General features: G+C 63.0%; 12 protein-coding genes. 4 read left to right on the forward strand and 8 right to left on the reverse strand.

Annotated elements, in window-relative coordinates; all coding sequences use genetic code 11:
* Window positions 1–218 precede the first annotated feature (218 nt).
* Entirely contained in the window at window positions 219–2,198 is a 1,980-nt protein-coding gene (locus tag QQL76_RS13820) for a bifunctional 2',3'-cyclic-nucleotide 2'-phosphodiesterase/3'-nucleotidase (protein WP_499208381.1), read from the reverse strand.
* A gap of 183 nt (window positions 2,199–2,381) precedes the next feature.
* Here QQL76_RS13820 and QQL76_RS13825 point away from each other — a divergent pair, with 183 nt between their 5' ends.
* Window positions 2,382–2,690 carry an HlyU family transcriptional regulator gene (locus QQL76_RS13825; RefSeq protein ID WP_499208119.1) on the forward strand — a complete coding sequence of 103 codons (309 nt, stop codon included), beginning with the start codon at window positions 2,382–2,384 and terminating at the stop codon, window positions 2,688–2,690.
* A 25-nt stretch (window positions 2,691–2,715) separates the two neighbouring features.
* Here QQL76_RS13825 and QQL76_RS13830 read toward each other — a convergent pair whose 3' ends face one another.
* Both QQL76_RS13830 and QQL76_RS13835 read right to left on the reverse strand, forming a co-directional pair.
* Window positions 2,716–4,365, reverse strand: coding sequence for an MFS transporter (locus QQL76_RS13830; RefSeq protein ID WP_499208120.1), 1,650 nt, complete (start codon window positions 4,363–4,365; stop codon window positions 2,716–2,718).
* 109 nt (window positions 4,366–4,474) lie between these two features.
* Window positions 4,475–4,948 (reverse strand): Lrp/AsnC family transcriptional regulator, encoded by a 474-nt coding sequence (locus QQL76_RS13835; protein WP_499208121.1) that lies wholly within the window; start codon window positions 4,946–4,948, stop codon window positions 4,475–4,477.
* Between the two features lie 157 nt (window positions 4,949–5,105).
* Between QQL76_RS13835 and ald the strand changes: the two genes are divergently transcribed.
* Entirely contained in the window at window positions 5,106–6,224 is a 1,119-nt protein-coding gene (ald, locus tag QQL76_RS13840) for an alanine dehydrogenase (RefSeq protein ID WP_499208122.1), read from the forward strand.
* 44 nt (window positions 6,225–6,268) lie between these two features.
* Here the strand turns inward: ald and QQL76_RS13845 are convergent, their stop codons facing one another.
* Genes QQL76_RS13845 through QQL76_RS13860 form a run of 4 tightly spaced genes read right to left on the reverse strand, consistent with a single transcriptional unit; the run spans window position 6,269 to window position 9,536 of the window.
* A complete protein-coding gene (locus tag QQL76_RS13845) occupies window positions 6,269–6,781 on the reverse strand; it encodes a GNAT family N-acetyltransferase (protein ID WP_499208382.1) in 513 nt (170 codons plus the stop codon).
* Between the two features lie 58 nt (window positions 6,782–6,839).
* Complete coding sequence (gene sseA, locus QQL76_RS13850) at window positions 6,840–7,727, reverse strand: sulfurtransferase (RefSeq protein ID WP_499208123.1); 888 nt, start codon at window positions 7,725–7,727, stop codon at window positions 6,840–6,842.
* Window positions 7,728–7,758: 31 nt separating this feature from the next.
* Window positions 7,759–8,496 carry an alanyl-tRNA editing protein gene (locus QQL76_RS13855; protein WP_499208124.1) on the reverse strand — a complete coding sequence of 246 codons (738 nt, stop codon included), beginning with the start codon at window positions 8,494–8,496 and terminating at the stop codon, window positions 7,759–7,761.
* Window positions 8,493–9,536, reverse strand: coding sequence for a cysteine synthase A (locus QQL76_RS13860; protein ID WP_499208125.1), 1,044 nt, complete (start codon window positions 9,534–9,536; stop codon window positions 8,493–8,495). Before QQL76_RS13860 ends, QQL76_RS13855 begins: the two co-directional genes overlap by 4 nt.
* Window positions 9,537–9,804: 268 nt before the next feature.
* On the opposite strand from QQL76_RS13860, the gene QQL76_RS13865 reads away from it, so the two are divergent.
* Both QQL76_RS13865 and QQL76_RS13870 read left to right on the forward strand, forming a co-directional pair.
* Complete coding sequence (locus QQL76_RS13865; RefSeq protein ID WP_499208126.1) at window positions 9,805–10,476, forward strand: cupin domain-containing protein; 672 nt, start codon at window positions 9,805–9,807, stop codon at window positions 10,474–10,476.
* A gap of 99 nt (window positions 10,477–10,575) precedes the next feature.
* Window positions 10,576–11,388, forward strand: coding sequence for a Rossmann-fold NAD(P)-binding domain-containing protein (locus QQL76_RS13870; protein WP_499208127.1), 813 nt, complete (start codon window positions 10,576–10,578; stop codon window positions 11,386–11,388).
* A gap of 11 nt (window positions 11,389–11,399) precedes the next feature.
* Here QQL76_RS13870 and QQL76_RS13875 read toward each other — a convergent pair whose 3' ends face one another.
* Window positions 11,400–12,779 carry an MFS transporter gene (locus QQL76_RS13875; RefSeq protein WP_499208128.1) on the reverse strand — a complete coding sequence of 460 codons (1,380 nt, stop codon included), beginning with the start codon at window positions 12,777–12,779 and terminating at the stop codon, window positions 11,400–11,402.
* Between the last annotated feature and the right edge of the window lie 19 nt (window positions 12,780–12,798).

Here is a 12,798-nt window from a genome sequence, read left to right on the forward strand (position 1 = left end):
CGGAGAGTTGGCATGAGGCCCACTCTCCCCTCTTGCGGGGGAGATGTCCCGAAGGGACAGAGGGGGGCCGTGCCGTTTGCTGGTGCTCTCGCGTGCCACCGCCAGTCGCATCTGTGTCCGGGCACACGATGCCACCGACATGAGGAGAAGCCCCTCTGTCGGCCCCTTCGACAGGCTCAGGACCGACATCTCCCCCGCAAGGGGGGAGAGTGGGAGCGCTACAATGTAATCCGATACCGCGCGAAGCCGTTCTCGCCAGCCCCGGCTTCCTCGATCGCCACGCCTTCGACATCGGCGATCACGTCAGCGGCTGCCGGGCCCGTGTCGAAGACGACGGTGGTGTCGGGCAGAGGGCTGAAGCGCCAGTTGCCGTCGGCGGCAGGATCGATCTCGCCCTGTTCGATGATGTAGCGGACGATGATGTCGCGGTTGGTGTCCGGTCCGACGAAGATGATCTTGTCGGAGGTGATGCCCGGAAAGCTGCCCCCGCCGCCGGCGCGGTAGTTGTTCGTGGCGACCGCAAAGCGCTGGGCCGGATCGACAGGCGCGCCCTCGAAGGCAAGGTTCTTGATCCGGCTGGCGCCTTCATCGACGAGCACGCCTTCGGAATCGTAGCGAGAGGGCTGCGACAGGTCGATCTCGTAGGTGACGCCGTCGATTACGTCGAAATTGTAAGACGGGAAATCCGGATTGATCAGCGCGGCATCGGTCGCGCCCGGTTCGATCTGGTTGAAGATCCCGGCCGAGCGCTCCAGCCACTCCTTGAGATCGGCACCGGTGATGGCGACCGCATGGATTGTATTCGGATAGAGATAGAGGTCGGCGACGTTCCTGATCGCGATCTCGCCGATCGGCACGTCGGTGTAATAGTCCGGCCCGCCGCGCCCGCCAGCCTTGAACGGTGCGGCTGCGGAGAGCACCGGCAGATCGGCGTACTCTGGATCGCGTGACAGGATGTCGGCGATGTACCAGGTTTGCGCCTGGCTGACGATTTGCACCGACGGATCATCGGCGACCAGCGCGAAATAGGAATGCAGCCGGGCCGCCGTGCGCCCCACGGGCGTGCGGACATAGGCGATGGTCGCCTCGTGCTCGGCTTCGACGGAGGCAAGCACCTCGGCGTCGCTCTCGACCAGCGGCGTGACGGTTGAGTCCACCCGCTCGAAGATCGGCCGCGCCTCGGATGTGTGCGTGACGACCCGCCAGCTGTTGCCGTCGCGCTCCAGCAACAGGTCGATCAGCCCGAGATGGGAGCCCCAGAAGCCAGGCATCACGCCGGGCTTGCCGGCAATCGTGCCCTCGGCATTGTCGACGCCCGCCACCCCTTCGAACTCTTCGCCCGGGAAAACGCGGTGCAGATGGCCGGTGACAATCGCGTCGATGCCGTCGACGGCGGCAAGCGGAATCGCCGCATTCTCCATGCCGTCGCTATGGGCTTCTTCGCCGATGCCCGAATGGGCGAGCGCGATGACGATGTCGCAGCCTTCCTCGCGCATCTGCGGCACAAAGGCGCGTGCAGCTTCCACCATGTCGCGCGCGGCCGCGTTGCCGGTTAGGTGGGCGGCGTCCCAGGTCATGATCTGCGGTGGCACGAAACCGATAATGCCGATGCGGATCGGGTGTGTTTCCCCCGCGCCGTCGGTCAGCTCTCTGTCCAGAATGACATAGGGTTCGATATAAAGCTCGTCCTGCACCGGATTTCCGGCGAGTGCCCCGCGCGTGACATTGGCACAGACGAAGGGGAATTCAGCGCCGTCGAGCGCCTTGAAGAGAAAGTCGAGGCCGTAATTGAATTCGTGATTGCCGAGTGTGGAAGCGTCGAAGCCGAGCGCGTTCATCGCCTTGATGACGGGATGCACGTCGCCGTCGTTCAGGCCGCGCTCATAGGCGATGTAGTCGCCCATCGGGTTGCCCTGCAGGAAATCACCATTGTCGACGAGGATCGCGTTCGTCGCCTCCGCGCGGATCGAATTGACGATCGCCGCCGTGCGGGCAAGCCCCATCGTGTCGTTCTCGCGGTCGGCGTAATAGTCGTAGGGGTAGACATGCACGTGCAGGTCACTGGTGCCCATGATCCGGAGATGCGCCTGGTTCGCCTGCGCCCGTGCCGAGAACGGGTGCAGCAGGATGAGGGTAGAGAGAGCGGCGGAGCCGGTGAGCAGATGGCGTCGGGTCAGGGCAAGCGGCCTTTTATGCATGATCACGGGTACGGTTCCTCTCGATGTCGATGTGGCCTGATCCCCAGCGCCGCGCAATCGAGCATCTGCCTGTGACGCATTGATGACGGCAAAGCGGATCGGCATGAATGGTGGCCTGAAATGGCTGGCCAAGCGGCAGCCGCGTGCTAGAAAGCCTGAGCACCTGACCATGGGAGACCGGCAATGTCATTTCTTTCCAAGCTGTTCGGCCTTGGCGGCGAGAAGGCCGCGCCTACGCCTGTGGCAGCCGCTCCCATCGAACATCAGGGCTGTGAGATCATCGCAAAGCCGATGAGCGAAGGCGGCCAGTGGCGCGTTGCCGGCATCATCGCGAAGATTGTGGACGGCCAGCGTGTCGAGCGTCAGTTCATCCGCGCCGATCTCTGCATGACGGAAGAAGAAGCCGTCGAAGTCTCGCAGCGCAAGGGTCGTCAGATCATCGAGCAGAATCCGCGGCTTTTTGCCGATCCGGGCGATACCGGCCCGGTCTGATCGCCCGTCGGTCTTAGACACGGCCTCAGTGAATATCCAGCATGTCCTTGGGCGTGACGTGCTGGTTTGCGCTCCAGTCGGTTGAGCGCTCGATCATCCGGTGGATCACCGGCTTGCCCGGTCCCTTGTGCATGGCGCGAATGGCTTCCGCAATCACGGCATCGGCCTCCGTGGTGCGCTGATGATAGCGCTGATATTCCGTCCATGTCGGCAGGTGGTAGGTCTCCTGCCAGAGCTCGGGATCTTCCAGATCGCGCATCAGTGTCCAGTGGCGAGCGCCATTCCGGAAGCTAAGGCGCCGGCGTTCCGCCATGGCCTTCAGGAATTCCGGCATGTCGTCATTGCCAATGCGATACTCGACCATGATGACGATCGGGCCGCTCTGCGGCTTGATGTCGAGCGCGAGATGCGGCTCCTTCCAGCGGTTCAGCGGATCGAGTTTCAGCCGCGGTGGTGCCGGCAGCGGCAGGATGAGGCCGATCGCGGCGCCAACCACCATCAGAACCGATGCCGCAAGCAGCGCGTTCGAAGCGCCATAGCTCTCCGTCACCATGCCCCAGACCCACGAACCGAGCGCCATGCCCGTGAAGGTGGCCATCTGATAAAGTGATAACAGCCGCCCGACGACCCATCGTGGCGTCGACAGCTGCACGGTAGTGTTGAAAAGGGAAAGCGTCAGCACCCAGCAGGCTCCGCCAAGCGTCATCGCTGCCATGGTCAGCGGCGCGGAGCGGCTGAACGAGGCGATGAAGGCGCAGGCGGCGAAGCCGAGGAAGCCGGTTCGGATCAGCGTTTCACCGGCAAAGCGCGCCCGCAGCGCCGAATTGGAAAGCGCCACCGCGACCGCGCCAAGCCCGAACGAGCCAAGCAGCAGGCCGAAGAGCTGCGGGCCACCTTGCAGAATATCGCGCGCAATCAGCGGCATCAGCGCCATCACGGCACTCGCCGAAATGCCGAACATGGCACTGCGCAGCATGACGATCTCGATCTTCGGCGACATGACGAGATAGCGAAGGCCGGTCATGATCGCGCTGCCAAGGCTCTCGCGCGGCAGCGTGCTCGCCGGGAGCGATGGCTTCCAGCGCACGAGAACGAAGATCAGTCCGAGATAGCTTGCTGCATTGATGGCGAAGGCGGCGGCGGCGCCTGCCGCAGCAACGATCGCGCCGCCGATGGCCGGACCGACGCTGCGCGACAGGTTGAAGCCCATAGAGTTCAGCGTGACGGCTTGCGGAAGATCGTCGCGACCGACCATGTCGCCGACGGAAGCCTGCCAGGAGGGATTGTTGAGCGCCATGCCCGAGCCGATCAGGAAGGTCAGGCCGAGCAGTGTCCATGGCGTTAGCGCGTCGTACCATGCGGCAATCGCAAGCACGGTCGCGACGACCAGCATGAAGCATTGGGCAAGCAGCATGACCTTGCGCCGATCATAGCTGTCGGCGATGGCACCCGAGATCAGCGCGAGAAAGGCGATGGGCAGCGCGTTCGATGCCTGGACAAGCGCCACCATGTCCGCCGAAGCCGCCAGCTGCGTCATCAACCAGGCGGCGCCCACCGTTTGGATCAGCATGCCGAAATTCGATGCCATGGCGCCAAGCCAGATGGCGCGGAATGTCGGATGCCTCAGCGGTGCGAGCGCGGCAAACGTCGCAGGCTTGGAAACGTCTTCCTTCATGATCGGCTTTCGGTGAGGCGGCTTGCAGGCAGTTTGAACGATGCGGGGGAGAGCGAGACTAAACCTCTGTCTCCGCTTCCGGAACCCCTGTTGCCTCAAACACCGGCGGTCAGAAATGTTCCGCGTCGATGCCGATATTCGGTCTGTCGATCACGTCGCGCAGCGCAAACGAGGAGTTGATGCGCACCACATGGGGCAGGGCCGACAACCAGTCCCGATGCAGCCGCTCGTAATCCTGGAGATCCTTGACGGCGACCCGCAGCACGTAATCGTACTCGCCCGACATCAGGTAGCAGGACAAGACGTTGGGGCAGAGCTTCACGGCCTTCTCGAATTCGGAGAGCGTGCGCGCGAACTGGCCCGACAGCGAGATGTGAACGATCGCCGTCATGCCGTAGCCCAGCGCCTTATCGGACAGTCGCGCGTGATACCCGCGGATAACGCCGGACTTTTCAAGCAGATCGAGGCGGCGGGAGCAGGCAGAAGGCGAGAGCCCCACAGCTTCCGCGAGATTGGCGTTCGAGATGCGCCCTTCATCTTGCAGGCGCTTCAAAATCGCACGATCGATAGCGTCGAACTCCATAGGCGGCGAAATCCCCGAATAAAGCGGCAAGAGACGCAAGAATATTCGAAATTCCGCGATCTGTGAATTCATCTTCGCAAGGACATTGCAGGCATCCAATGTTGAAATCTGGTTTCGTCGCCCGCCATCCCGTCGCGGGCCGCCATGGAGGATCGCGATGCGCGTAGGCTGCCCGAAGGAAATCAAGAATCACGAATACCGCGTCGGCCTGACGCCGGGCGCCGTGCGCGAATATGTTGCCCATGGCCATGAAGTGATCGTCGAAACCGGCGCGGGCACCGGCATCGGCGCCGATGACGGCGCCTATCAGGCGGCCGGCGCCAAGATTGTGGCAACAGCCGCAGAAATCTTCCAGCGCGCGGACATGGTCGTGAAGGTCAAGGAGCCGCAGCCGTCCGAATGGGCGCAGCTGCGCGAAGGCCAGTTGCTCTACACCTATCTGCACCTCGCTCCGGATCCCGCGCAGACCAAGGGGCTCGTCGAATCCGGTGTGACGGCAGTTGCCTACGAGACCGTTACCGACGACCATGGCGGCCTGCCGCTTCTCGCTCCGATGTCGGAAGTTGCCGGACGCCTCGCCATCCAGGCCGGCGCAACCGCGCTGCAGAAAGCCAATGGCGGCCGCGGCATCCTGCTCGGTGGCGTTCCTGGCGTGCTGCCCGCGCGTGTTTCTGTCATCGGCGGCGGTGTCGTCGGGCTTCATGCGGCGAAGATGGCAGTCGGCCTCGGTGCCGAGGTGACGATTCTGGATCGTTCTCTGCCGCGCCTTCGTCAACTCGACGACATCTTCAACGGCCGCGTCCGCACGCGCTTCTCCACGATAGAGGCGCTGGAAGACGAAGTTTTCACCGCCGACCTGGTCATAGGCGCTGTTCTGATCCCGGGCGCTGCGGCACCGAAGCTCGTCACCCGCGAGATGCTTTCAGGCATGAAGCGCGGTGCCGTCATCGTCGATGTGGCGATCGACCAGGGCGGTTGCTTCGAGACGAGCCACGCGACGACCCATTCCGAGCCGACCTACGAGGTCGACGGCATCGTGCATTACTGCGTGGCCAACATGCCGGGCGCCGTGCCGATCACATCGGCCCATGCTCTGAACAACGCGACCCTGCAGCACGGCCTGAGGCTCGCCGATCGTGGCCTGAAGGCGATTGCCGAAGACAAGCATCTGCGCGCCGGCCTCAACGTTCATGCCGGCCGCATCACCAATCGCGCCGTTGCCGAAGCGCTTGGCTACGAAGCCGTGGAACCGCAAGCGGTCCTCAAGGTCGCCTGAAGGCATGGATGGCAGCGCTCGGCCGCTGGCCGAGCGCTGCCATCTCAATCGAGCCTGGCAAGCCTCAGGTGATCGACGTCCGTCATCGGATGGATAAAGGTTTCCGTCTGACCGATCGGGTTGAAGCCCATTTTCTGGTAAAGCGGCAAAGCCGCCTTGTGGTCGAGCGTGCAGGTGTTCACCGTCACGCGCTCCGGTCCCAAAGCCCAGGCCGTATCGATCGCCTGGCGCAGGAACCAGCGCCCGATCCCGCGACCATGCGCGTGCTTCATCAGCCCGAAATAAGCGAGATCGACGACCTCGTCGCTTTCCCGCTTCAACTCGAAGAATCCTGCGGGTGCACCATCGAGGTAGAGCACGTCGATCGTGGTCGCCGGATCGTGCACGACGCCTGACAGCGTTTCGTCATCCATGCGCAACCGGTAGACCCAGTGGTAGTCGCGCCCGATTCGATACTGCAGGTAGCGGTAGAAGTGCAGCGGTATGTCCCGGGCGCGCATCAGTGCTGCCTGCACATTCACCGGCAGCGGGTGATGACCCGATGGTGGCTTGACCATCTCCAGATAGGTGACCGTCGTCGTCAGCGGTGCGGGCGTTTTGCCTTTGGCCAAGCCGTCACTCCTTCAGCGACGACGCGGCATCGTCGATGATGCCGGCGCCTTGCTTCACCGGCGTATCGTCCCGCGAACCCCATTCCGACCACGAACCGTCATAGAGCTTATTGTCCGTATAGCCGAGCGAGTGGAGCGCGAGCGTGATCGTCGCTGCCGTGACGCCCGAGCCGCAAGTGGTGACGACGGGTTTGGCAGGATCGACGCCGGCATGCTTCAGCGTCTCAGCGAGTGCTTCGAGATCCTTGAGACTTCCGTTTGCGCCGAGCGAGGCTGCCGGCACGTTGAAGGCACCCGGCATATGGCCCGAGCGCATGCCGGCGCGAGGCTCGGGCTCTTCGCCGGTGAAGCGACCATGCGGGCGCGCATCTGCGATCTGGGCGGAGCCATCGTCGATCACGGCGCGCACATCGTCGATCGTGGCAACCCGGCTCGCATCGAAGGTGGGGGTGAAGACAGCCGGCTCAGGCTCAGGCGCAGACGCCTCGGCCGTGACGGGGCGGCCTTCGGCCTTCCAGCGGTCGAGCCCGCCATCGAGCAGAAGCACCGAACCTGCGCCCATGGTGCGGAACATCCACCAAACGCGGGGAGCGGAAAAAAGCCCCGGACCGTCATAGACGACGATCGTGTCGTTCTCGGAGATGCCGAGGGCGCCGACTTTCGCAGCGAAGACCTCCGGCGAGGGCAGGGCGTGCGGCAGCGACGAATTCGGATCGACGATGGCGTCCTGATCGAAGAACACCGCCCCCGGGATATGGCCGTTCGCATAGTCAGCACGCTGGTCACGGTTCTGTGCAGGCAGGTACCAGGACGCATCGACGATCCGCAGGCGGGCTTCACCGAGCCGCGCCTGAAGCGTTTCGCCGTCGATGATGAATGGGCTTTTGGTCATGGCGTCATCCTCCCTGGTAGGCCCGGCAATACTAGTCCGGCGCGGGTCCGAAGCGAATGCGGAAACGTCGGTTTTCCTTGCCCTTTTTCTCGATCTTGGCGATGTGGATCGCGCCAACCTCCTGCGTTTCGGACACATGAGTGCCGCCGCAGGGCTGGCTGTCCACGCTCGAACCTTCGCCGATGCAGACGAGACGGATGCGCCCGGTACCACGGGGTGGCCGCACATTCTTAGACTTGACGATGCCTGGATTGGCGTCGAGCTCGGCCTCGTCGATCCACTGGGTGAAGATCGGGTGATTGGCGTTGACCAGTTCCATCAGCCGCGCGGTCACCTCGGCACGATCGATCGTCTCGCTCATGTCGAAATCGACCCGGCTGTCATCTTCGGCGACCGATGCGCCTGTGATCGGGTAGGGGCAGACAACGGAGAGCAAATGGCAAGCCGTGTGCATGCGCATCAGCCGGTATCGTCGCGCCCAGTCGACATGAAGCACCAGCCTCTCGCCGAGCTCCGGCTGGGCCGCCCCATCTAACGGCAGGTGGATGATCTGGCCCGGCGCCTCGCCCTTGATGGTCGCGGCGATTGGAATGAGCGAGCCGTCGGCGCGCTCGAATTGTCCCACATCGCCGGGCTGACCGCCCGATGTGGCATAAAAACAGGTCTGGTCGAGCACGATACCGCCGGCCGCATTGACGGACAGGACGGTTGCCTCGGCAGTCGAGAGATAGGCGTCTTCGATGAAGAGCGGACGCGTCGCCTCGCTCACGCCTGCACATCCTCGAATGGCACGTCGAACTTCGCAGGGTTCTCGATCCAGCCCGGCACCGGGAGATCCTTGGAGCGCAGGAACTCCGGGTTGAAGAGCTTGGACTGGTAGCGGTTGCCGTAGTCGCAGAGGATCGTCACGATCGTCTTGCCGGGGCCCATGTCGCGCGCCATGCGCATCGCACCGGCAATGTTTATGCCGCTGGAGCCGCCGAGGCAGAGGCCTTCTTCCTGCACGAGATCGAAGACGAGCGGCAGGGCTTCGGCATCGGGAACACGATAGGCGAAATCCGGCGTGAAGCCCTCGAGATTGGCCGTGATACGGCCCTGGCCGATGCCTTCGGTGATCGAGGTGCCGGGCGAGGCGAACTCGCCGCTGGTGTAATATGAGTAGAGCGCAGCACCTTCCGGATCGGCGAGGCCGATCTTGATGTCCGGGTTCTTGTCCTTCAGCCCCATGGAGACGCCGGCAAGCGTTCCGCCCGATCCGACGGCGCAGATGAAACCATCGACCTTTCCGTCAGTCTGCTCCCAAATCTCAGGCGCAGTCGTCGCGATATGCGCGTCCCGGTTCGCGGTGTTGTCGAACTGGTTCGCCCAGATCGCGCCATTTGGCTCGGTCTTTGCCAGCTGTTCCGCTAGACGCCCCGAGACCTTCACGTAATTGTTCGGGTTCTTGTAGGGCGCGGCCGGAACCTCGACCAGTTCGGCACCAAGGAGGCGAATCGCGTCCTTCTTTTCCTGGCTCTGCGTTTCGGGAATGACGATCACGGCACGGTAGCCGAGCGCGCGGGCCACGAGTGCCAGCCCGATTCCCGTGTTGCCCGCCGTGCCTTCGACGATCACGCCGCCTTGGCGCAGGAGGCCCTGCCGTTCCGCCTCGCGGATGATGAAGAGCGCAGCCCGGTCCTTCACCGATTGACCTGGGTTGAGAAACTCCGCCTTGCCGAGAATGGTGCAGCCGGTCTCCTCCGAGGCTCGTTTCAGCTTGATCAGCGGCGTATTGCCGATGGCGTCGAGAACGGAAGGAAGAAAGGACATGAAAATCCGCCTTTTGGGATTGTTTTTCGTAGAGTAAGAACGAGGTTGTGCGTTCTCAAGCCTTCTTTAGCAAGAAATGCCGTTCGCCTTTTAAGCTCCTGGGCGGAATGCAACATGCGTCTGGCGCACGCATGCGGAGGCGTGAATGCTCGACTATTTTGACCACTGATCCGAGTTGCCGAATTGACCGTATTCTCGATAGTGGTGGTATTGAAGAATCCTGGAAGCGGTGCTTGGGTGGAAGTGCCGCGTCAGAATAGGGCGACGAATGGTTCGTGAGCATATTGATACGATCGACTCGCTGATGGCGCGTTATGTTGCAGGCACGCTTCCGCTGCCCGCACACGTGCTGGTGCAGTCGCATCTCGAACTCCGCGAGGGTGCGCGCACCTTCGTCTCCGATCTAGAGGCAATGGCGGGCGACACGCTCGAAAGCCTTGCGCCGGCACCGATTGCTGCGCGCGACGACCTCCTGGATCGCATTTTTCAGTCAAAGCCGGATAGTATTCGTCTGACACCGATGGACTTTAGGACCGACATGCCGCGGACAGCGCCGAGCGAGGGCAGCATGCCTTTGGCGCTGCGGGATTTCGTCGGCTTCGACATCGCCGACGTTCCGTGGCGTACCAAGATGCCGGGCTTCAAGGAATACGACATGGGCGAGATCGATGGCTGCCATGTCAGCATGTTCTGGCTGCGCCCCGGTCGTGCCGTGCCGGCCCACACGCATCACGGCTGCGAAATCTCTCTCGTGTTGAAGGGCGCCTTCTCCGATGGCATGGGCCGTTATGGCCCCGGCGACATCTCCGTTGCCGACGATGATATCGACCATCGCCCCGTTGCCGAGAGCCATGGCCCCTGCATCGGCTTTGCCGTCACGGATGCGCCGCTGCGCCTCACCGGTTCTTTTCGCCAATTGATTGGCGACCTGATCGGCTGACGGGCTTCCTGCGTACCAGTTTCGAGCGGAACGAAAACCGCGCCGGCCAATTTTGGGCTGGCGCGTTTTCATTTCTGAAACACAAGCAGGAGCCGAGAGATGCGCCACTATTTCGCCGAACCATCCCATGGAGCCGTCTGGGTCACGGGCGCGAGCTCCGGCATTGGTGCGGCGCTGGCGCTGAAGCTCGCGCAGGCGGGCTACACGGTCGTTGCGACCGCCCGCGGCGAGGACAAGCTCAACGAGCTTGCGGCAAAGGCGTCCACAGCCAAGGGGCGCATCCACCCGATGCCGGGTGACGTAACCGATGAAGCCGACATGGCCCGCATCGTCGATTCGATCCTCAGCCAGCACGGCAAGCTCGCGCTCGCGATCTTCAATGCGGGCGTCTACATTCCGGTTCATGGCAACGAACTGAAGGTCGAGGACTTCCACAAGACGTTCGCCGTCAATCTGAACGGCGTCGTGAATGGGCTGGTGCCCACTGTGAATGCGATGCAGCGCGCGGGCAGGGGCCACATCGCCATCGTCTCCTCGGTCACGGGATATGGTGGATTGCCTACGAGCGCAGCCTACGGCGCCACGAAGGCCGCGCTGACCAACATGGCGGAAAGCCTGAAATTCGACCTCGACAAGATGAACATCCGCATTCAGGCGGTGCACCCGGGATTTGTCGACACGCCGGCAACCGAAAAGAATGAATTTGCCATGCCCGCGCTGATGAAGGTGGACGATGCGGTGGACCGGATCATCGAAGGGCTGAAGCGCCCGGGTTTCGAGATCACATTCCCCAAGCGCTTCACCTACGCCCTCAAGTTCCTCGGGCTTTTTCCCTATCCGGTCTACTTCGCGGCGATCAACCGCATGACGGGATGGTCGAAGCGCCCGCTGGAGAGCCGCGGAAGCGATTGAGCATACTCTGCCTAGCTGCTTGTCTCGCCATCGATCGAGGCTCGCAGCTTGGCATGCTCGGCCTCGTCGAGCGGGAAGTTCCACATTAGGAAGACCGCGATCAGCTTCAGCGCGATCGGCACCCAGGCGTAAATGACGGCGAGCGCGAGCAGGGATGTGTCGGTGTTGTTGCCGCTCGCCTGCGGATCAAAGCCGAAGAACGCCAGCGCCGGAAAGATCGTCCCGCCGGCAAGCGCCAGTGACAGTTTAGTGGCAAGGCTCCAGGCGGCGAAGTATATACCGGACCGCTGCTCGCCCGAGCTTGCCGTATCGACATCGACGACGTCGGCCTGGATCGACGCGGGGATCGTCAGGTCGAAGCCGAGAAAAATGCCGGTTGCGATGCACATCGCGCCAAAACCGTAGAGCGCGCCTTCCGGCAGCATCGGCGCCACGGCGAAAATCGCGCAATTGATCAGCATCGCCCAGCACCAGGCCCGGTGCTTGCCGATTGTGTCGGCGATCTTGAGCGCGATCGGCACCCCGATGACGCCGGAGAGGAAATAGAGGAAGAGCAGCGGGCCGCGTGCCTCGGGTAGACCAAGCCGTTCCGAGACGAAATAGAGGAAGAGCGTTGCCGGGATCCCGTTCGCCAGCCCGTTGATCAGATAGGCGAAGATCAAGCGCAGGAAGGGTTTGTTGTTGCGCAGATGGCCGAGCCCCTTTCGGAAATCGACGCGCTGCTTCGTATGTTCTTTCGGCTCCGGAACGATGAGAACGGCGATCAAGCCAAAAACTGGCAGGGCCACCGCAATGCCGATGGCGAGAAGTGCGAGCCCGTGGACGCCTTCTGCAGTGTCGAAGCCGATCGTGAACGGAACGGCGATCGCAATCAGCGTGCCGATCAGAATGAAACCCTCGCGCCACCCGGCAAGACGCGACCGCCCGCGATATCCACTGGACAGTTCGGCACCCCAGGCTGTCAGGGGAATGACGGATGCGGTGTAGCCGAGCGAGAGCATCATGCCCCAGCCAAGCAGGTAACCCGTGGTGGCGTCGACCGGCGGCCAGAAAAGCATGAAGCCCGACAGTGCCGTCAGCGGCAGGCTTGCCGCGAAAAGCGTGCGCCGCCGCCCGAAACGCGGCCGAAAGCGATCTGCCACGAAGCCGACCAGCGGGTCGTTCACGGCATCGAACAGCCGCATGACGAGAAGGGCGAAGCCGACGCCCGCAAGCGAGAGCCCCAGCGTCTCGGTGTAGAACGTCGGCAGCAGGATATAGAGCGGCAATGTCATGGCCGCGAGCGGAAGCGCCGGCAGCGCATAGGCTGCCAGAATGCGCGCAGGCACTTGGTCGCCATAGGAAGCCGTGCGCGCTGCGCTGGAGGGTTCAGGCTGGCTGCGCTTGGTCATGCGCGAAGCGAAGGGGCAG

Origin of the sequence: Rhizobium albus, from assembly GCA_030160035.1 — a bacterium.
GTDB classification, from domain to species: domain Bacteria; phylum Pseudomonadota; class Alphaproteobacteria; order Rhizobiales; family Rhizobiaceae; genus Georhizobium; species Georhizobium albus.